Raw genomic sequence first — 18,875 nt, 5'->3', positions numbered from 1 at the left:
CGGGCTCAGTCGTCGAGGGCGAAGACCGGACCGGTCCGGGCCGCCATCTGGCAGGAGTTCGAGAACGTCTCGCGGTACTCGACCGGCCTGCCGTTCCACTGGCCGCGCGCCTGGGCGGTCACCGGGGCGTAGACCATCGGGCACATCGCGTCCTTGGCCGGGGTGAGGCGGGCGACGTCGCCGTCCGCCGCGGCGAGTTCGGCACAGGCCTCGGCCGCGTGCGAGTGCCCCTGGGGCGGGTCGCACAGCAGGACGGTGCCGCGGGCGTCGCCGGACTGGTTCTCGCCCTGGGTGACGGTCAGGTACAGGTAGTCGCCGTCGCGCGTCCCGCCCGGCGCGGCCTGGGCGGGGCCGGCGGCGAGGAGGGCGGCCGCGGCCAGCAGGGCACCGGCGGCCGCTGTCGCTTTGCTGAGAGGTGTCATTCCCCGTGCATCGGCACGGCGGGCTCGGTCCCCCAGTCCGACTCACCCGAACGGGCAAGCCCGCGCGCGTGGCGGTGGGCCAGCTCGAAGGCGCTCAGGACCACCCGCGTCTGGTACTCGGCCTGGCGGGCGACCGGGATCCAGCGCGCGCCCAGGGCGTCGTGGAAGTCCGCGCACCAGGTGTCGATCAGCCGGTCCAGGTCGGGCAGGGCGGCGGCCGGGTCCTGGCCGGTGCTGCGCAGGAGCTGGTGCAGCATCCCGGCGGTGCGCAGGGCCAGCCGGCGCCCAGCGATGCGCAGTGCGGCCAGATGGGCGGAGGTCAGCGGGGGCAGCGGGCGGGTGCTGCCGGTGTCCGTGTCGGGGTCCCAGGCGTCGGCGAGGCCGGGGCGGACCAGCAGGTAGTCGTCGACCGGCGCGAGCAGCCGGGCCGCGTCCGGCGCCGTGGACAGCTGCGGCCGGACCCGGGCCAGGATGCCGTCCAGGAGCTCCGTGTCGCGCCGCAGGGTCCGGCTGACCGAGCGCAGCGCCGCGTCCCGGTCGGCCGGCGGGGTGCCGTCCTGCACGGCGGCCACGCCCCACATGGGCGCCTCGACGATGGCGGTGACGGTGCCGTGCCGGTAGGGGTGGAACCAGGTGGACTCGACGGCGGCCTCGGTGATGGCGGCGGCCAGGTCGCCCCGGCGGGGCGGCGGGACGCGGTAGACGGCCTGGCCCAGGGCGGGCCAGTACAGGGTGTCGTACGCGCCGAGTTCGCGGGGGATGCCGAGCCGGGTCGCGGTGTGCGCGAGGCGCCGGTCGAGGCCGGGCAGCTCGCGGGTCAGCTCGACGAAGCCGCCGCCGACGTCGACGCCGTGCAGCGAGCACTGGAGGAAGGGCCGCAGCTCGTCCTGGAGGCCGAGCAGTGCCCGGGTCTCGGGCAGCGCGGCGGCGTCCGCCCCGTCGGGCAGCCACTCGGGCTGCTCCAGGAAGCCGGGCCGGAAGAAGTTCCGGAAGTAGTGGCCGAGGGTGTACGGCCCGGCCAGCCAGCCCTCGTTGCGCCGTGAGCCGTCGGGGTCCAGGCACAGCAGCAGGTTCCAGGTGACGTCGGCGTCGTCGGTGAGCCTCGGGTCGGTGAGGACGCGCTCGGCGAGGCGCAGCACGGTGGCGCCGCCGACGGGTTCGTTGGCGTGCGGGCCCGCGACGACGAGGACGTGACGGGTGCCGTGACCGATGGAAAGCAGCCACATCGGCGTGCCCGCGCGGGAGACACCGGCCCTGCGCAGCCGGGCGTCACGGGGGCGCTCGGCGACCAGTGCGGCCGCCCGCGAGGCGAGTTCGTCCACGGACGGGTAGCGGAGGAGGGGCGGCAGGTCACACCTCCACAGAGCGGTGCCGTCGGTTCACATGGTGTGCATGATGTACGCACAGTCAGTCACGACTTAGGGGGTACGTCAACACCGCGGCGGACAAACACTTTTCAGCCATCGCGCCGGACAGGTCCAGGTGGCGGCGGCCGGGCCCGGGGGTCAGTCGATCGCGAGCCGGAAGGCCATCCGGCCGAATCCGACCTGGTCGCCCTCGCGGACGACGGCGGCGCCGATCACCCGACGGCCGTTCACGGTCGTGCCGTTGGTGGAGCCGAGGTCCCTGAGGACCCACAGGCCGCCCTGGCGACGGAGTTCGGCGTGCACCCGGGAGACCGTCTCGTGGTTGAGCCGGAGCCCGTTGGCGGGGTCGCGGCCGATGCGCAGCGGGTGTCCGTTGCCCGGATGCGGCAGCAGCAGCTTGGGCAGCCGCTCGGCCTGCCAGGCCCGGCGCAGCCGCACGGTGAAGCCGGAGACGGCCTCGACGCTGCCGAAGAGCATGCGCGCGAAGCGGTTCTCCCGGGGCAGGTCGGCGGTGAGCGCGGCGAGTTCGTCGGAGCGGCGGGCGGCGAGCGCCAGTTCCATGCGGCGCACGAACGTGTCGTGCGACAGCCGTCCCATGGCGACGCCGTCACGCAGCACGCTCAGCGCCTTGTCGCGCTCCGCGTCGGACAGCCGCGCGGGGTAGGTGTGGAACTCGAAGGACGACGTCACGCTGCCGATTCTGGGTCAGTGAACCCCGGGTGTCCAGAAAACGGGGAAACGGCCGTCCCACGCGCGTACGTACGGCGACACCCGCCCCGCAAAGCCGGGATTCAAAGCGGATTGATCTCTTTTCACGGCACGATGGACGTACTACCTCACGATGAGCCAGACGAAGGGGACCGTCCGTGCAGTTCGAGGTGTGGGCACCGCAGGCAGACCGTGTGACGCTCCATTGCGACGGCGCCACGCGCGCGTTGGAGCGCGCCCCGGGACGGTCCGGCTGGTGGATCGGGGAGGCGGACGCCGAGGACGGCACGCGGTACGGGTTCGCCCTGGACGACGGCCCGGTGCTGCCCGACCCGCGCTCGCGCCGCCAGCCGGACGGACCGGACGGGCTCAGCGCGGTCGTCGACCACGAGCTCCACGAGTGGCGAGCCGCCTGGCCGGGACGCGCGCTGCCCGGCGCGGTCCTCTACGAGCTCCACGTGGGCACCTACACCCCCGAGGGCACCCTGGACGCGGCCGCCGCCCGCCTGGAGCACCTACGGGAACTGGGCGTCACGCACGTGGAGTTGATGCCGCTGTGTCCGTTCCCCGGCCGGCACGGCTGGGGGTACGAGGGCGTGTCGCTGTGGGCGGTGCACGAGCCGTACGGCGGCCCCGAGTCGCTGAAGCGCTTTGTCGACCGGGCTCATGAACTCGGCCTCGGTGTCGTCCTGGACGTCGTGCACAACCACCTCGGCCCGTCCGGCAACTACCTGCCCGCGTTCGGGCCGTACTTCACGGACGCGCACCAGACACCCTGGGGCTCCGCGGTCAACCTGGACGCACCCGGGTCGGACGAGGTGCGTGCCTATCTGGTGGGCAGCGCACTGGCCTGGCTGCGCGACTACCGGATCGACGGGCTGCGCCTGGACGCGGTGCACGCGTTGTGCGACACGCGCGCGTGCCACTTCCTGGAGGAGCTGTCGGCCGCGGTGGCCGCTCTGGCGGCCCAGTCGGGCCGGCCGCTGTTCCTGGTCGGCGAGTCCGACCTGAACGACCCGCGGGTCATCACCCCGCGCGCGGAGCACGGGCTCGGCCTGGACGCGCAGTGGAACGACGACTTCCACCACGCCCTGCACGCCGCGCTGACCGGCGAGTCCCAGGGCTACTACGCCGACTTCGCCCGCGCCCCGCTCGCCGCCCTCGCCAAGACGCTCACGGGCGGCTACTTCCACGACGGCACCTACTCCAGCTTCCGCGGCCGCCGGCACGGACGCCCGCTGGACCGCGCGCAGGTGGCCGGGCACCGGCTGCTCGGCTACACCCAGACCCACGACCAGGTCGGCAACCGCGCCCAGGGCGACCGGCTTTCGGCGGCCCTCTCCCCCGGCCTGCTGGCCTGCGCGGCCACGCTGAGCCTGACCGCACCCTTCACGCCGATGCTGTTCATGGGCGAGGAGTGGGCGGCCGGCACCCCCTGGCAGTTCTTCACCGACCACACGGACCCGGACCTGGCGGAGGCCGTACGACGCGGCAGGCGGCGGGAGTTCGCGGCGCACGGGTGGGCCGAGGAGGACGTGCCCGACCCTCAGGACCCGGCGACCCGGGACCGTTCCTGCCTGGACTGGTCGGAGCCGGAACGCGAGCCGCACGCGCGCGTGCTGGCCTGGTACCGCCGTCTGCTGGCGCTGCGCCGCGAGCAGCCGGACCTCACCGATCCCGATCTCGCCGACACCAAGGTGGCGTACGACGAGGCGGCACGCTGGCTCGCGTTCCGGCGCGGGGACGTCCGGGTGGCGGTGAACCTGGGCAAGGAGCCGGCCGCGATCCCGCTCGGCACCGGGCGGGTGGAGGTCCTGGCCGCGTGGGACAGCGTGGCGTCGCCGGACACGGACGGGGTACTGCGCGTGCCGGGCGAGTCGTGCGTGGTGCTGACCCAGGCCTGACCCGGGCTTCACCCCGGCCTGACCGGGGCCTCACCCCGGCCTGACCCGGGGCGGGGCAGGCCCGGGTCGGGGCAGGCCCGGGTCGGGCCCGGGGCGCCGGGCGCCCCGCTACAGCTCGTCGTCGTCCTCGGCGTCCTCGCGCAGTTCGGTCACCCGCTCCAGCAAGATCGCCTCCCAGGCGCGCCGGAGTCGGGTGCGCAGCAGCGGCAGGGGGCTGTCGTCGCGGCCTTCGATGCGGTCGGTGAGGCGGACGACGGTGTCGCAGCGGGCCAGCCACAGGCCGCGCAGACAGGGGCGGGCGCCGTAGCCGGCGAGGGTGGCCGCGCGGACGGCGGCGCCGGAGCCGACCGCGAGGGCGAGCCCGGCGATGTCCTCGGCGGGATCGCCGACCGCCGCGTCGGTCCAGTCGAGGACGCCGCGCACCCTGCCGTCGGCGCTGACCACCAGGTGCTCGCCCTTGAGGTCGTGGTGGACCAGCACGGCGGTACCGGGCTGGGCTGCGAGCTGGGCGGCGCCCGGCGGGGTGAGCTGGAGCAGCCGGGCGGGGTCGAACTCGTCGGCGGCGGCGAGCCGTTCGGCGGCGGTCACGGCCATGCGGCGCAGCGCCTCCAGGGAGCGCGGCGGGGTGCGCGGCACGCCGAGCGTCTCGGCCTGCCGTACGGGCACCTCACGGAGCCCGGTGAGCAGCCCGGCCAGGTCCGCCTCGCCGACCGCGGAGACGTCGTGCTCCTCGGCCGTACCCCCGGGGATCACGGTGTCCAGCGTGTACGTCAGCCCCGGCGCCCACTCGCCGTGCGCCACCCCGGCCGGGACGGCCACCGGCAGGTGCGGCCGCAGCAGATCGCGCAGCCGCAGTTCGCGGCGCTGGCGGACGGAGGCGTCCCGGTCGGGGGCGAGGCGCAGCACATGCCGGGTGCCGACCCACCAGGTGGAGTGTTCACCGCCCTCCGCGACGGGCCGCACGTCGGGGCCCGAGGCGCCGCCCGCACCCTCCTTGAGCAGCGAGCGGACCAGTCGGCGGACGGTGTCCGCGGTGGGAGTCGGTGCCTGGGTCATGGATCGCGCCGTTGCCGTTCGGGGTGGGTAGAGGGAGGTGGGGGCGAGCGGATGGTTCCGGGGCCGGGCCGGTCAGCCCACCACCACCATCTCGCGGGTGGTGTTGTTGAAACGACGGCCGCCGTCCGCGGTCACCGTGACGATGTCCTCGATGCGCACGCCGAAGCGGCCCGGCAGATAGATGCCGGGCTCCACGGAGAAGCACATCCCGGGCACGAGCGGCTGCTCCTCGCCCTCGATCATGTACGGCGGCTCGTGCGTGGTGACGCCGATGCCGTGGCCGGTGCGGTGGATGAAGAACTCGCCGTACCCGGCGTCGGCGATGACCGCGCGGGCGGCCCGGTCGACCTCCTGGCAGGCGACGCCGGGGCGAACGGCCCGGAAGCCCGCCTCCTGGGCGGCGCGCACGATGTCGTGCACCTCGCGCTCCTCGGCGGTGGGCGGGCCCACGTGCACGGTGCGGGTGGTGTCGGAGCCGTAGCCGTCCTTGAGGCCGCCGAAGTCGAGGACGACCATGTCCCCGTCCTGGATGACCCGGTCGCCGACCTCGTGGTGCGGGTTGGCGCCGTTGGGGCCCGAGCCGACGATGGTGAAGTCGACCTGGTCGTGGCCGAAGCGGCGCAGCAGGTCGGCGAGGTCGTGGCCGACGTCGGACTCGCGGCGGCCGGCGAAGGGAACCTTGCGGATCTCCTCGAACGTCGAGTCGGCGGCCGCGCCGGCGGCGGCGAGGAGCTCGAGCTCGGCCGTGTCCTTCACGGCGCGGAGCATGGGCAGCGCGTCGGTGAGAGAGGCGTAGGACGTGCCGGGGAGTGTCTTCTGGAGGCCCAGCAGGTGCATGGCCCAGGCGTTGTCGCTGACACCGAACCGGCCGGTCCCGTCGAGCAGGCCGGCGGTCACGGCGTAGGGGTCGGTCCCGTCGGTCCAGTCCCGCAGGGTCAGCACGGCCGCGCCGTCGGCCTTCTCGGCGTCGGGGGCTTCGAGGGTCGGGACGATCAGTACGGGGTCCCTGCCGGGGGTCAGGACGAGGAGGGTGAGCCGTTCGGTGACCGCGGTGGGGGTGTAGCCGGTGAGCCACACCAGGTCGGGGCCGGGAGCGATCAGGAGGCCGGCGAGGCCGGCGTCCGCAGCGGTGCGCGCAGCGCGCGTCATGCGGGACTCGTAGTCGGCGGCGGTGAAGGGGGCGGGCCTGTTGCTGCCGGTCATTCAGGCCTCCTGACGCGGTGAGGTGGGTGTACGGGGCCTCGGGGAGCATCCTGCCGGGTGCGGCGGGGCCGCGCGAGCCGGTTTGGGCAGAGCCGCCGTTGCGGGTAGCGGTTGTCTTGCCGGTGCGGGTGGGTTGTGGCTGGTCGCGCAGTTCCCCGCGCCCCTTCGGGGCGCCCGTGCGGGTGTTCTCAGATGACGACGCCCGGCACCACGGTCAGCTGCTGGTAGCCCCCGCTCGCGTGCCGCACCGTGAGCCGGGCTTCCTTTCCCGGGCGGGCGCGGGCGATCGCCCGGACCAGGTCGGCGGCGCTGTCGATCCGGTCGGCGCCGAACTGGAGCAGGACGTCGCCGCGCACCAGTCCCGCCGTGTAGCCCGGCCCCGGCACATGGACGCCCGTCACCAGGGCGCCCACCTTGTCGGCGTCCACGGCCTCCAGGCCCAGGGTCGCGGCGGCCGTCGGCGAGGGGGTGGGGGTGGCCGGGGGTGCGGGCCTCGGTGTCGTGGGCGGGGTCTGCTGCCGCAGTTCCGCCAGTCTGCTCATGCCGATCACCGTGGCGCCCACCGTGCCCAGTCCGACCCCGGACAGCACCAGGACCGTGCCGATGATCGATCCGAACAGCAGGGTCCTGAGCCGGCGGCCGCGCCGGCGCGCGGCATGCGGGCGGTGGGCCGGGCCGGGTGGGGGGCTGTCCCCGCGTTCCTGACCGGGAATCGGCTTGGGACGCAATGCGGTCTGTTCCATGGTTCGCCTCCACGTCGAGCTCTACCCGGCGCACGCGGGCGCGACGAACCACGAACGAGTGAGACTGACCCCGGGTCAACGGCGGGAAGGCTCAGCCCTGACCTGCGCCCTGGGCACCGTCGACAAGGCTTGCCGTGCCGGGGACACCGGTGGCCGTGCGCGGGGGCAGCAGGGCCGCGCTCTTCCAGCCGGAGCCGGCGGGCGTCGGCTCGCGCCCGCATGCGGTGATCCGGCCGCCGGCCCGGGCGGCGGTCGCGCACGCCACGGAGCGGGTGCGCGGGTCGGTGTGAGGGCGCGCGTCGGTGTGGGGGTGCGTCGGTGTGGGGGCGGCGTCGCTCCGTCGAGTGCCGGGACCCGAGGCCGTTGTCAGTGGCGGCTGTTACGTTCTGTGACATGACCGATCACTGCCTGCGGCTGCTCCGGCTCCACCGCCGTCTGGCCGAACTGGCCGCGTTCCCTTTCAACTTCGACCTGGGCCGGGCCGCCGACGGCCATGCCGAGCCGGTCCGCCTCGCCTCCGGCGACTCTCTGGAGGCGGTGGCGGGCTGCGACACCGGTGGCACGTACTTCGTGTGCGCGGACGGCTCGTTGCTCTACGCGGACTCGGAGGGCTCGGCCGGGATCATAGGGGCGTCCGTCGACGAGGCGCTGGAGATCGTGATCGGCCTGCCGGGCTGGCGTGACCTCCTGCACCTGTCTCCGGCGGACGGCGAGACGGCGATCCTCGCGCGCGTGGCCGGGATCGAGGAGGAGATCCGCGAGTATTACGGCATCGACGAGGAGCGCGCCGAACTCCGCGCCGCCCTGGGCCTGCCCGACCGCTCCCCGGTCGAGCTGCTCGGCGTGCTGCACGCGGCCCTGCTGCGCACCGAGCCAGACTTCCTCCTGCTGAACGCGGACGAAGGCTGCGCCTACGACCTGCTCGACCCCCACCCCCGGCCGCCCCTGTGGGAAGTGGTACGGCACGAGGTCCCCGGCGACCCGGCCGACCAGCCGCTGTCGACGTGGACCCGGCTGGCGGCCGAGCAGGGCATGACCGAGCTCGCCCGGGTGGCGCTGATCCGCCGCCTCGACGACGTGTTCGTGAACCGGAGCCTGCTGCTGCGGCCCGGCAGCGGAAAGGACCTCGATCCGGCGCCGCTGCTCCGGCTGGCCGAGGAGTTCGAGCGGCTGGGCGACCTGGCGCAGGCCGAGCGGGCCCGGGGTCTGCACGCCTCCCTCCGGTAGCGACCCGCGGGCCGGGCACCCTCAGGCGACCGGCAGCGACGGGGCGAGCGGTGGGCGGTCAGGGACGAAGCCGTGGGCGCGGCGGGCGAGGTGGTCCGCCTTGTAGCGGTCGACGCGCCGGTGCCAGTTGAGGATGCCGGCCATCCAGTTCTGCAGGTCGCGGACGTAGGCGTCCACCGCCTCGCGCGCCTCGGCGGGCAGCTCGAAGTCGTCGTACACGACCGGGAGTTCGCTCGCGACGACGTGTTCGAACTGCTGCATCCGCTGGGTCATCAGGTCGTGCACGACGTGGAGCGCGGTCGGGTAGTCGACGCCGAAGAAGTTCTGGACGACGAGGACGGCGTTGTGCAGCTCGCCCTCGTACTGGATCTCCTTCTGGTAGGAGAAGACGTCGTTGACGAGCATGCCGTAGTCGATGGCGGCGTTCTCCAGGGAGCGCACCGGGCCGCTGCGGTACACCTCCGCAGGGATCGCGGGGCCGTGGCCACGGCGGGCCAGGCTCAGGGTGAGGTCCGAGCCGAAGGTGGACCGGCGCATCTCCAGGTAGTCGACCGGGTCGGGGATGCGGTGCTGGAGCTCATTGGACATCTCCCAGAGCCAGCTCTCGGTCATGCGGTCGACGGACTGCCTGAGGGCGAGCCGGTCCTCGGGGCTCATCCCGGCGGTGGTGCGGGCCCACAGGTCGGTCAGGCCGCGTTCCATGCCGGTGGCCGGCACCGGCACGGGTTCGCCGGCGAGGGGCATGCACGCCGAGAGGCGGGCCGTGGCGAGCCGGGCGCCGGCCAGGTCGCGCCGGGTGCCGAAGCAGCGTGGGTAGTAGTCGTCGGCATAGGTGCCCCATGCCAGCCACTGGGCGCTGAGGTCGAGTTCCCCGGGACCGGCGTCGGGGTCGAGTCCTGCGGCGCAGAGTACGAGGTCGGAGGCAGCCAGCCGGTCCTCGTCCCAGACGCCCTCGGACAGCATTCCGGTGCCGTGCATCCAGGCGGCCAGCCGGGGCCGGGCGGCATCGAGATGCGGGTTGAGCTCGACCTCGTACGGCATGTGGAAATCGGGCAGGAGGGAGGGACCGACCTGCTGGAAGGGGACGTGGCTGTACGCACGCAGGCGTTCCGCGGCGGCCGCGGCCAGCAGGGCGCCGACGTCGGCGGCGGAGGTGCCGGGGCCGGTGAGGTGCTGCCAGGGGGAGGCCGGGACGGCGCCCTGGTTCATGTAGCGGCTGGAGCGCAGGTGCCATTCGTGGCCGCCGGACTGCCAGTCCTGCAGGCCCTTCGTGTAGGCGGCGATCGCGGCGGCCTGGGCGGGGGTGAGGCCCTTCTCGGCGGCGAGGGCCGGGACTTCGGTGAGGGCGGTGTGCTCGAACTGGTGGAGGCGGGAGGTGAGGATGTCGTTGACCGCGTCGGCGGCCTCCTGGGTGGTGCAGTCGAAGAAGGTCTCCAGGACCAGGACGCCGTTGCTGTTCTCGCCCTCGTCCTCCACCTCGCGCTGGTAGGAGAACAGGTCGTTGCGCAGGTGGACGGCGTCCGCGAAGGTCAGGGGGCGCCGCCGACCTTGCGGCGCATCTCGATGTACTCGACGGGGTTGGCGATCCGCCCCTCGTTGATGTTGGACAGCTCCCACATCGACTCGTTCAGCAGGTGCTCGGTGGCGACCGAGAAGCGCCGCCGCCAGTCGACCGACATCGACGGCACCGTGCGCGCCCACAGGTCGGCGAGGCCCGCCTCGACCGGGTTCTGCGGCTCCGGCACGGGCGTCGCCGGGTCGAGCGGCATGAAGAGCGGGAGCCGGTCGAGGTGGGCCTTGCCGGCGGCGCGGTCCTGGGTGCGTTTGTACATGTCGAGGAAGTGGTCGTCGAAGAAGAACACCCACACGTACCAGTCGGTGATCAGCGAGAGGGCGGGGCCGTCGCAGTCGGGGTGGGTGTAGCTGCACAGCAGGCCGTAGTCGTGTGCCTCCAGGTCGGCCTGGGTCCAGATCCCGGAACCCTCCAGCATGCCCATCTCGCGGGCCCACGCGGTGGAGTGGGCCCGGGCCTCGTCCAGATGCGGGTTGAGCCGCGCGGGATACGGCATGTAGAAGTGCGGGAGTTCGAACGGCTGCGTCATGGCCGGGGCCCTACCCGTGCGCCACAACTGCCATCCACCACGGGGCACATGATCACACCATCGCGTGAACCGGGACGGAAACCGGGATTTCCGGGCGGACAGGGCTCCCGCGAGGCGTTCACGGAGTGCACCTTCGGGCTGCCGCCCTGCTGCGGCCCGTCTTGCCCGGTCCTGCCGCACGGGCCACCGTGGTCGCATGACCACCTCTGCCGGCGGCGGTGACGCGCCGCCCGTCCCCGATGTGTTCGATCCGCGCCGGTACGCGGTCGGCGTACCGTACGCCGACTACCGCGTCCTGCGCGACCGCCACCCGGTGTCCTGGCAGCGGGAGCCGGAAGTACTGGGGTGGCCGGCCGGCCCGGGGTTCTGGGCGGTGGCACGGCACGCGGACGTGGTGCGGGTGCTCAAGGACGCGGGGACGTACTCGTCGCACCTCGGTGCGACCCAGATCCGGGACCCGGACCCGGAGGACCTGCCGTTCGTCCGGCGCATGATGCTCAACCAGGATCCGCCGGGGCACGGGCGGCTGCGGCGGACGGTGAGCCGGGCCTTCACGCCGGGCCGGATCGAGCGGTTCGAGGCGGTGGTACGGGAGCGGGCACGGATCCTGTTCGCCCGGGTGCTGGAGGCGGCCCGGGCGGGGGACGGCACCGTGGACCTGGTGGGTGCCGTCACCGACGAGTACGCGCTGCTCAACCTCGCCGATCTGCTGGGCGTCCCGGAGGGCGACCGGGGGCTGCTGCTGCACTGGACGCGGCGGGTGATCGGCTACCAGGACCCGGACGAGGCCGGGCCCGGGACGCTCGACGGCGACGGCGACGGCGACGGCAGACCGGTGAACCCGCGGTCGCCCGCCATGCTCCGGGACATGTTCGAGTACGCCCGGCAACTCGCCGCGCACAAACGCCGGAACCCGGCCGACGACGTCATGACGGCCCTCGCCCACGACGCGGAACTCGCCGACGGCGAACTGGAGATGTTCTTCTTCCTGCTGACCGTCGCGGGCAACGACACGGTGCGCTCGGCCGCCCCCGGCGGACTGCTGGCACTGGCCGAACACCCGGAGTCCTACCGTCTGTTGCGCGCGGGGAAGGCCGCGGCGGACGGCGCGGTGGACGAGTTGCTGCGCTGGCATCCCCCGGTGCTGACCTTCCGCCGTACCGCCACGCGGGACACCATGTTGGGCGGGCGGCGCATCAGGGCGGGCGACAAGGTGGTCGTCCTGCACGCCTCGGCCAACCGGGACGAGCGGGCCTTCGCGGGGCCCGACCGGCTCGACCTCACCCGGTCGCCCAACCCGCACGTGTCCTTCGGGGACGGACCGCACGTCTGCCTGGGCGCTCACTTCGCCCGGCTCCAGCTGCGCGCGCTCTACGCTCGGGCGCCGGCCGTGCTGCAGCCCGCCGGTCCCGCCGAGCGGCTCGTGTCGAACTTCATCAACGGGCTCAAGTCGCTGCCGATGCACGTGGGTTGACCTGGATCAGGGCATGGGTGCCGGCCGTGCGCCAGCGCTCCGCCTCGGCCGCGTCCAGGGCCGCCTCGGTGTCCGCGGAAAGCCCGGTGACCACATCGGACTTGAGGGTGCGCAGCGCCGCCACCGGGCCCGGGAACCAGGCGGTGACGTCGGCGAAGGGGGTGGTCGGCGGCCAGAGCCGGTCGCCCACCAGACGGCGGTAGTTGAGGTCGCCCTTGAAGACCGTCAGCGCGGCGGAGGCGAACTCGGCGCGCAGGTCGCCGGGCATCTCGGCGTACGGCAGCGGCGCGCAGGAGAAGGGGTGGGCACGCACGGTGAGGCGGCCGTCGGCCATCGCGGACCAGAGGGTACGGCCGTACCCGGCGGCGGCGCCCGGGGCCGCGGTGAGCCTGCGCAGGGCGTCGAGCACGTCGGCGGTCGTGGCGTCGGAGACGTAGTACGGATGGGGCTTGACGTGCAGGAGCGCCCGCGCGATGCGGTCCGTGTCCAGGAGGTGGGCGATCAGCAGCAGGTCGGGGACGAGTTCGCGGCCCGCGTTGTCGGCGACGAGGCACAGGGTGCCGCCGCCGTGGAGGAGCGGCCACAGGGCGGCGCTGTCGTCGGCAACCAGGGCGTCGACAGCGTCGCCCGACTCTGCGGCGGAGAGCCGGAAGCCGAGGTCGGCGCGGTTGCCCCACAGGGAGCCGTGCAGCAGGGCCCGGTCCGCGTCGCCGCCGAGGTCGTCGAGCGCGGCCAGTTCCTCGTCGGTCTCCTTGGCGTCGAGTTCGGCGAGCTTGAAGGGGCGGAAGGGGTCGATGCCCTGCCAGGGACCGGGGCCGAAGTAGCCGACGGCGTCCAGGAGCCGGCGGTAGAACCAGCTCTCCGACCACAGCCACGGCACGTCGAACCAGGACCGGCCGGCGTAGGTGTCCAGGCCCCAGTCCCGCCAGGCGCCGGCGTCGCCAGGCAGAGGTTCGATCACGCCCTCGGTGCAGTTGTGCAGCAGCGCGTCGAGGGCGCGGTGCTGCTCGGGGCCGTACGGGAAGGCGTCCCGGACCTGGCGGATGATCGCGGGGTGCCGTTCGGCCAGGACGCTGTGCGGGAACGGGCCGGTGGTGCCGAGGATCACGGGTGCGGCGGCGGAGTCGGGCATGCGCGCCACGCTATCGCGCGGGCCGCCCGGCTCCGCCGCACCGCAGGGCACCTGTCAGGCGGTTCTGATCTCGCGCTCCAGCTGGGTGGCGAGGGTCAGGTAGCGGGCGCGCCGGTGCACCGGGACCAGGCCGCGGATCATCAGGTGCCACATCTCGGCGACCCTGCGCGGCAGCCGCCCCACCGGTTCCAGGTTGCGGCCGGCCACCCGGGTGCCGACGAAGAAGCAGACCAGGGAGTGTGCGACCGCGCCGACGTCTATGTCCGGGTGGACGTCGGACTCCTTGACGGCGCCCAGGAGTTTGCGCGTGGCGAACTCCAGCCACTCGGTGAAGGGGTGCCTGAGCGGCGGCCGTACGGTGACGTCCGCGGTGGCGAGGCGCAGGCCGGCGCGCGGGATCGGGCCGTCGACGGAGAGCCGCGCGATCGCGAACGTGGTGCGCATCAGGGCTTCCAGCGAGGAGTAGCCACGGCTGTCCATCTCCCTCACCAGCTGGCCGGAGGTGCGGGACTGGAGCTCCATGATGGCGTGCGCCAGGTCCTCCTTGGCGGCGAAGTGGAAGTAGAGCGCCCCCTTGGTGACCTTCGCGTGTTCGACGATCTCGCTCAGGCTGGTGGATTCGTAGCCGTGCCGGTCGAAGAGGTCGGCGGCGGCCGTGATGATCGTGGCGCGGGTCTGCTCCGCGCGTAACTGCCTCGCCATCGACTCGACACTCCTTCACGGCTCCGGGACTTCACGACTTCAGGGCTTGACGCCTTCTGAGTGCCACGGCTTCCAAACCGACGGGGCATGCGGTTTGTTTCTTTACCCCGTGCACACGATAGCTCACCGTGCGGCAACGGGAGGCAACTGTGCGGACCTGGTGCGGGACGCGTACAAGTCGGGCGTGCGACCACGTGAACGGGGTCGGCAGTGCAGGAACGGACGAGATGAGAACGCGCCCCTCCCTCGCCTCCGCACCGGTTTCCGGAGCGCCGCGGTCGGCCGCGCGGGCACCGGTGATCGCCACGATACGAGCCGCGCGGTTGGTTCTCAACGGCGCCCGGAAGCTCGGCAAAACGGGCGATCCGGTCGGTGCCTCGCACTTCGACCGGCCCTGTGACCAACCGCGCTGAACAGTGCGGCGCCGGTTCCCGTACTCCATCGGGCAGAACCCCGAACCCGCGCCCGCCGAGGAGACGTCCCGCATGACCCGGACGACCGCACGCCTGAGAGTCGCGGGAGCCGCCGTCGCGGCCCCGCTCCTGCTCCTGTCGTGGGCGGCGGGGTCCGCCCGTGCGCACGGCGCGCCCACCTATCCCGTCAGCCGGGCCTACGCCTGCTCCCCCAGCGGCGGCAGCGCCCCGACGGCGGCCTGCAAGGCGGCGATCTCGGCGAGCGGACAGAACTTCGTCGCATGGGACGACGTGCGGGTGGCGGGCGTGAACGGCCGGGACCGGCAGGTGATTCCGGACGGCCGGTTGTGCAGCGGCAGTCTGCCGGCGTACAAGGGGCTCGACCTGGCGCGCGCGGACTGGCCCGCGACCGAACTGGCCCCGGGCGCCCGGATGACGATGACGTACGCCGCGACGATCGCGCACTCCGGCACGTTCAGGCTGTATCTGACGAAGCCGGGCTACGATCCGGCGAAGCCGCTGACCTGGTCCGAGCTGCCCGCGCAGCCCTTCGCGGAGTTCAAGGACCCGCCGCTGACGAACGGGGCGTACCGCTTCACCGCGACACTGCCCGCGGACCGGACGGGTCGTCAGGTGCTGTACACGATCTGGCAGACCAGCAGTACACCGGACACCTACTACTCGTGCTCCGACGTGGTGTTCACGGCGAAGAAGGACGCGCAGCAGGACCCCGCGAAGGACACTGCGACGGACGCGGAGAAGGACGGCGGGGCGACGGCGGGCACCAAACCGCGGTCCGGTACGACGCCGGCTCCCAGCGCCTCGGCGGGTGTCACCGGCCGGGCACAGCGGACGGCGGCCGCGACCCCGGTCTCCCCAACGACCGGAACCACCGCCGCCGACAGCACTCCGGTGGCCTCCGACACGGACTCCGGTTCGGGTCCGTCGGCGCCACTGGTGGCGGGCGGCGCCGCCGCGGTGCTGGTGCTCACCGGCGGCGCCGCCCTGGCGTTGCGTCTGCGTCGACGCTGACAGCCTTTGTAATTAGGTCAGTTGACGAAGACGGTGGCGCCGTTGTCGCTGACCGGGGCGTACTTGGCGGTGAAGTAGCCGGCGGAGGGGCAGAGGATGGAGCCGGACGACTTCGTGAACGCCTGGTTGCTGAAGGCGAGGCTGTTGTCGTCGTTGGAGCTGGTACCGGACAGGCTCGGGGCCTGGTAGACGCAGGTGATGCTGCCCAGGAGGGTGGTCAGCTTCACCGTGGTCTGGATGGTCGAGCCGCTCGGCGGGGTGACCGCGACCGAGCCGTCCGAGGAGACGGCGGTGGTGTACGGCAGGTTGTTGACCGTGATGCTGGAGACGCCGGTCACGCCGGTCACGTTGCTGGTGCAGCTGCTGAAGGTCTGCGCGGTGGCCGACTCGGTGGCGGTGCCGGAGGCGGCCGGGTTGTCGGTGACCGTCGCGGTGAAGGTCGAGGCCGCACAGGTGATGCCGCTGGTGCTGGTGGCGCTGGAGTAGAGGGTGGCGGTGGTGCCGCTGGCCAGCGAGGCGCTGAGGGTGTCGCCGACCGCGACGGCGGTGCCGCCGGCGCTGCCCGTGGTGAGCACCGCGCCGTCGGCGGAGGCCGGAACGGTGGCCGCGACCGAGAGGGCGACGACGGTACCGGCGAGGGCGAGGAGGGATCGCGTACGCATGCGGGTTGCCTCTTTCTTTGGGGGGTCTTGCGTGGGGTGAGGTGGGGGGTTCGTGGGCGCGCGAATGCAGCGCCGGCCGTTGCCGGCCCGTCACGCCTTCTCCGTACGTGACGGGCCGGCAACGGCAGCCAGGCCGGACACCGGCCGAAAGCCTGGGGGGGATAGGCCTCCGACCGGGCCGGTCAAAGGCGTTCTGGCACGGCCCCTGGGGGGACGCGACCGTGCCGACGCCGCTAAGCGGAGCGGTGATCGAAGAGGCCGGGAAGCGGTCGATGCCGCTCGGCGGATCCGGCGCCACGGACCCGAAGGAAACAGGGAGAGTTGTAGACCTGATCGCCCGTCAGCGTCAAGGCCGATCAAGCGAGTTGTGCATTCGATCAAGGGAATGCATGGTCGGAACACAACTGACGCGAATTCAACACTCTTTTTTCACAACTGCCTTGACCCTGAAAAGTAACCGCCGGTAACTTTCGGCTTGGCTACTGCTGCGTAACGAGAAAGCCCTTACGTCCGCCGGGAGTTGTGAGGAGGCGTGCGCGGCAGCCGCTGTCCGCGCCAGGACAACGTGCCACTGAAGCCCAACCCGCGTGACCTAATGCATGGGAGCAGACATGGCCGAGTCCCCGGACGTTGCGTCCGCCGACAACACGCCTGAGAACCCGGGAAGCGGTTCTCTTTCCGAAACACCAGAGACCACCGGGGGTACCGGAGGGGCACCGAGACGGGGACGGGTCCGGGCACGCCGGGCCGCCGTGCTCGCCGTCCCGGCCACCGTGGCCCTCGCCGGCCTCGCGGTCCTGACCGCCCAGGGGGCGCTGGGGGTGTCGTTCTACATCTCCGGCATGCCCTTCACCGTCACGGCCAAGTCGCTCCAGGGCACCGGCTTCGAGCAGTTCGGCGGGCTCGACAACATGGCCGACGGCAGCCCGAACGCCGGTGACACCGGCGGCCAGGTGCTGGTCGTCACCTCCGCGATCAAGAAGGCGACCCTGGACAGCCTGTGCCAGAGCGTCGACCTCGGTGGCACCAACCTGCTGATCAAGGCGGGCAGCGGCTCGTCGAAGGTGGAGGCGACCGATCTGACCACCGACTCGACCGTGCTGACGGGCGACGCGTCCTTCAACAACATCGAGATCGGCAACGACGCGAGCCAGCTCAACAAGGCCGGGGTGAAGGGACCGCTGGGCGTGTTCAGCCAGCAGGCCGACACCGTGCACATCGACAACCTGCGGCAGACCAACTACGCCACGACCGCTGGTACGTTCACGCTTCCCGGCCTGAAACTCAGCTTCAGCGACTCGGGTTGCTGATGTCCGGCACAGACACTCCCCACCAGGGGTGGCGGCCCGCCTTCCGCGGTTGGCGGGCCCGTCGGCCGTTCTGGGGCGGGCTGCTGCTGACCCTGGGCGGCGGCTGGATCCTGCTCACCGAGAAGGCGTCGCTGAAGGTCGTCATCCACGTCGGCATGCAGGGTGTTGCGGGCTATCTGCTGCCGGTGGTCATGGTGCTGTGCGGCCTGCTGACCCTCTTCAGCCCCTCACAGCGCCTCTTCTACTCCATCCTCGGCATGCTCTGCTCCCTGGGCAGCTGGGTCACCTCCAACCTGGGCGGCTTCTTCGTCGGCCTCCTCCTCGGGGCCGTCGGCAGCTGCATGATCTTCGGCTGGCTGCCGGACCAGGAGCCGCGGGTGAGCCGGCGCAAGCGGCGCAAGGCCGCGCGGGCCACCGCGCAGCAGTCACAGGGTTTCGGGGAAGGCGCGGGGGAACCCGCCTGAATCCGCGCACGGGGCGGGCCGACGGGTTTCGGTCCGCCTCGCGCGCATTCGGCTTCCGGGCGGTCGCCGCGATCACTGCTGTGCCGGCATCAGGGTGTGGCGCTTCGGCCACTCCGGCAGCCAGTCGGTGGCGATCCGCCCGGTGAGGGCCAGGCGCAGCCACTCCAGCAGCGTCAGGTCCGACTCGTACCAGTCCGCCCAGTTCCGCCGGAAGGCGGCGACGGTCCACCGGCCGCCGCCCCGGTCGACCAGGAACAGCTGGTCGCCCTCGACCGTGTTCCCCCACAGCAGCATGCCGCCCTCGGTGGGGAGCACCTGTCCCGGCACGAAGGGGCTGCGGGCCATCCGCGGCCCCATCCGCACGGCGTACGACTCAAGCGTCCCGGGGCCGCAGACGAAGATGAAGTCCGAGATCGTCGCGTCCCCGTAGGCACGGCCGAAGTCCGCGTACTCCTCGGGGAGGGTCACCCCCCATTCCCTCTCCAGGGCTTCGAAGCCGGCCGCGGCCCGCTGCGGGGGCCGGCCGAGAACGGGCGTGAGGACATCCGCGGCTGACACGCACCGGCCTTCCGTGGCCTCGGGGACCCGGAGGGCGTCAGCTCGTCGTGACGGTCGGCTCGGTGGCCGGCCTGGGCTCCGGCTGCGCGGGGGCCGCGGCCGGTTCCGCCGCCATCTGCACCGACGTCGGCTCCACGGGCGCCGCCGCGGCCCCCTCGTCGGCCTTCATGGCCTTCGCCTCGCTCTTGAGGATGCGCATCGACTTGCCCAGGGCCCGGGCGGTGTCGGGCAGCTTCCGGGAACCGAAGAGCACGATGAAGACGATCGCGACGATCAGCAGGTGCCAGGGTTCGAGTCCGTTGCGGAGCATGACCGCACCCTCCCATTCTCACGTTGTTCCGGGTCGGCGGAGAGTGGTTCACGCGCCTCGGCCGGGCAGCGACGATTGCTACATTG

Annotated in this window: 18 protein-coding genes and 1 pseudogene; 7 read left to right on the top strand and 12 right to left on the bottom strand. The window is 72.7% G+C overall.

What is annotated here, in order from left to right:
• Window positions 1–5: 5 nt before the first annotated feature.
• The 3 genes from JF597_RS13965 to JF597_RS13955 all read right to left on the bottom strand — a co-directional run bounded on the left by JF597_RS13965 (window position 6) and on the right by JF597_RS13955 (window position 2,479).
• Window positions 6–422, bottom strand: a complete 417-nt coding sequence (locus JF597_RS13965; protein WP_293993678.1) for an SSI family serine proteinase inhibitor — start codon at window positions 420–422, stop codon at window positions 6–8.
• A complete protein-coding gene (locus tag JF597_RS13960; protein WP_293993715.1) occupies window positions 419–1,786 on the bottom strand; it encodes a M14 family zinc carboxypeptidase in 1,368 nt (455 codons plus the stop codon). The genes JF597_RS13965 and JF597_RS13960 overlap by 4 nt, the downstream gene beginning before the upstream one ends.
• 141 nt (window positions 1,787–1,927) lie before the next feature.
• The gene (locus JF597_RS13955; protein ID WP_293993676.1) at window positions 1,928–2,479 is read right to left on the bottom strand and encodes a DUF1707 and FHA domain-containing protein; all 552 of its coding nucleotides are present in this window, start codon (window positions 2,477–2,479) and stop codon (window positions 1,928–1,930) included.
• 176 nt (window positions 2,480–2,655) lie between these two features.
• Here JF597_RS13955 and treZ point away from each other — a divergent pair, with 176 nt between their 5' ends.
• A complete protein-coding gene (gene treZ, locus JF597_RS13950) occupies window positions 2,656–4,401 on the top strand; it encodes a malto-oligosyltrehalose trehalohydrolase (RefSeq protein ID WP_293993674.1) in 1,746 nt (581 codons plus the stop codon).
• A gap of 108 nt (window positions 4,402–4,509) precedes the next feature.
• Here treZ and JF597_RS13945 read toward each other — a convergent pair whose 3' ends face one another.
• From JF597_RS13945 to JF597_RS13935, 3 genes are all read right to left on the bottom strand, one after another.
• A complete protein-coding gene (locus JF597_RS13945) occupies window positions 4,510–5,457 on the bottom strand; it encodes an aminoglycoside phosphotransferase family protein (RefSeq protein ID WP_293993672.1) in 948 nt (315 codons plus the stop codon).
• Window positions 5,458–5,529: 72 nt separating this feature from the next.
• Window positions 5,530–6,660, bottom strand: coding sequence for an aminopeptidase P family protein (locus JF597_RS13940; protein ID WP_293993670.1), 1,131 nt, complete (start codon window positions 6,658–6,660; stop codon window positions 5,530–5,532).
• 188 nt (window positions 6,661–6,848) lie between these two features.
• Window positions 6,849–7,403, bottom strand: a complete 555-nt coding sequence (locus JF597_RS13935) for a PDZ domain-containing protein (RefSeq protein ID WP_293993668.1) — start codon at window positions 7,401–7,403, stop codon at window positions 6,849–6,851.
• A gap of 134 nt (window positions 7,404–7,537) precedes the next feature.
• On the opposite strand from JF597_RS13935, the gene JF597_RS13930 reads away from it, so the two are divergent.
• The gene (locus tag JF597_RS13930) at window positions 7,538–7,693 is read left to right on the top strand and encodes a hypothetical protein (RefSeq protein WP_293993722.1); all 156 of its coding nucleotides are present in this window, start codon (window positions 7,538–7,540) and stop codon (window positions 7,691–7,693) included.
• Between the two features lie 103 nt (window positions 7,694–7,796).
• Window positions 7,797–8,630, top strand: a complete 834-nt coding sequence (locus JF597_RS13925) for a hypothetical protein (protein WP_293993666.1) — start codon at window positions 7,797–7,799, stop codon at window positions 8,628–8,630.
• A 21-nt stretch (window positions 8,631–8,651) separates the two neighbouring features.
• Here JF597_RS13925 and cyc2 read toward each other — a convergent pair.
• Window positions 8,652–10,732 (bottom strand): annotated as a pseudogene (gene cyc2 / locus JF597_RS13920) (germacradienol/geosmin synthase Cyc2).
• Window positions 10,733–10,928: 196 nt separating this feature from the next.
• On the opposite strand from cyc2, the gene JF597_RS13915 reads away from it, so the two are divergent.
• Window positions 10,929–12,206: a cytochrome P450 gene (locus JF597_RS13915; RefSeq protein ID WP_293993664.1), complete on the top strand. Its 1,278-nt coding sequence runs from the start codon at window positions 10,929–10,931 to the stop codon at window positions 12,204–12,206.
• Here JF597_RS13915 and JF597_RS13910 read toward each other — a convergent pair.
• Together JF597_RS13910 and JF597_RS13905 are read right to left on the bottom strand one after the other, a co-directional pair.
• Complete coding sequence (locus JF597_RS13910; RefSeq protein WP_293993662.1) at window positions 12,178–13,338, bottom strand: damage-control phosphatase ARMT1 family protein; 1,161 nt, start codon at window positions 13,336–13,338, stop codon at window positions 12,178–12,180. The two genes, JF597_RS13915 and JF597_RS13910, sit on opposite strands and share 29 nt — an antisense overlap.
• Before the next feature lie 54 nt (window positions 13,339–13,392).
• Window positions 13,393–14,040: a ScbR family autoregulator-binding transcription factor gene (locus JF597_RS13905; RefSeq protein ID WP_293993660.1), complete on the bottom strand. Its 648-nt coding sequence runs from the start codon at window positions 14,038–14,040 to the stop codon at window positions 13,393–13,395.
• Window positions 14,041–14,525: 485 nt separating this feature from the next.
• Here JF597_RS13905 and JF597_RS13900 point away from each other — a divergent pair, with 485 nt between their 5' ends.
• Window positions 14,526–15,485, top strand: a complete 960-nt coding sequence (locus JF597_RS13900; RefSeq protein ID WP_293993658.1) for a lytic polysaccharide monooxygenase — start codon at window positions 14,526–14,528, stop codon at window positions 15,483–15,485.
• 17 nt (window positions 15,486–15,502) lie between these two features.
• Here the strand turns inward: JF597_RS13900 and JF597_RS13895 are convergent, their stop codons facing one another.
• Complete coding sequence (locus JF597_RS13895) at window positions 15,503–16,147, bottom strand: Tat pathway signal sequence domain protein (RefSeq protein ID WP_293993656.1); 645 nt, start codon at window positions 16,145–16,147, stop codon at window positions 15,503–15,505.
• Window positions 16,148–16,758: 611 nt separating this feature from the next.
• On the opposite strand from JF597_RS13895, the gene JF597_RS13890 reads away from it, so the two are divergent.
• Window positions 16,759–17,457, top strand: coding sequence for a DUF6230 family protein (locus tag JF597_RS13890; RefSeq protein ID WP_293993654.1), 699 nt, complete (start codon window positions 16,759–16,761; stop codon window positions 17,455–17,457).
• Window positions 17,457–17,921 carry a DUF6114 domain-containing protein gene (locus tag JF597_RS13885; protein WP_293993652.1) on the top strand — a complete coding sequence of 155 codons (465 nt, stop codon included), beginning with the start codon at window positions 17,457–17,459 and terminating at the stop codon, window positions 17,919–17,921. Before JF597_RS13890 ends, JF597_RS13885 begins: the two co-directional genes overlap by 1 nt.
• A gap of 72 nt (window positions 17,922–17,993) precedes the next feature.
• Here the strand turns inward: JF597_RS13885 and JF597_RS13880 are convergent, their stop codons facing one another.
• Together JF597_RS13880 and tatA are read right to left on the bottom strand one after the other, a co-directional pair.
• On the bottom strand, window positions 17,994–18,479 hold the full coding sequence (locus tag JF597_RS13880) for a hypothetical protein (protein WP_293993651.1): 486 nt from the start codon (window positions 18,477–18,479) through the stop codon (window positions 17,994–17,996).
• 37 nt (window positions 18,480–18,516) lie between these two features.
• Window positions 18,517–18,789, bottom strand: a complete 273-nt coding sequence (gene tatA, locus JF597_RS13875) for a Sec-independent protein translocase subunit TatA (protein ID WP_293993649.1) — start codon at window positions 18,787–18,789, stop codon at window positions 18,517–18,519.
• Between the last annotated feature and the right edge of the window lie 86 nt (window positions 18,790–18,875).

The organism is Streptomyces sp. (assembly GCF_019510245.1).
Taxonomy (GTDB): domain Bacteria; phylum Actinomycetota; class Actinomycetes; order Streptomycetales; family Streptomycetaceae; genus Streptomyces.
The sequence above is the reverse complement of the archived record's forward strand: the minus strand, read 5'-3'. Positions and strand labels throughout refer to the sequence as shown.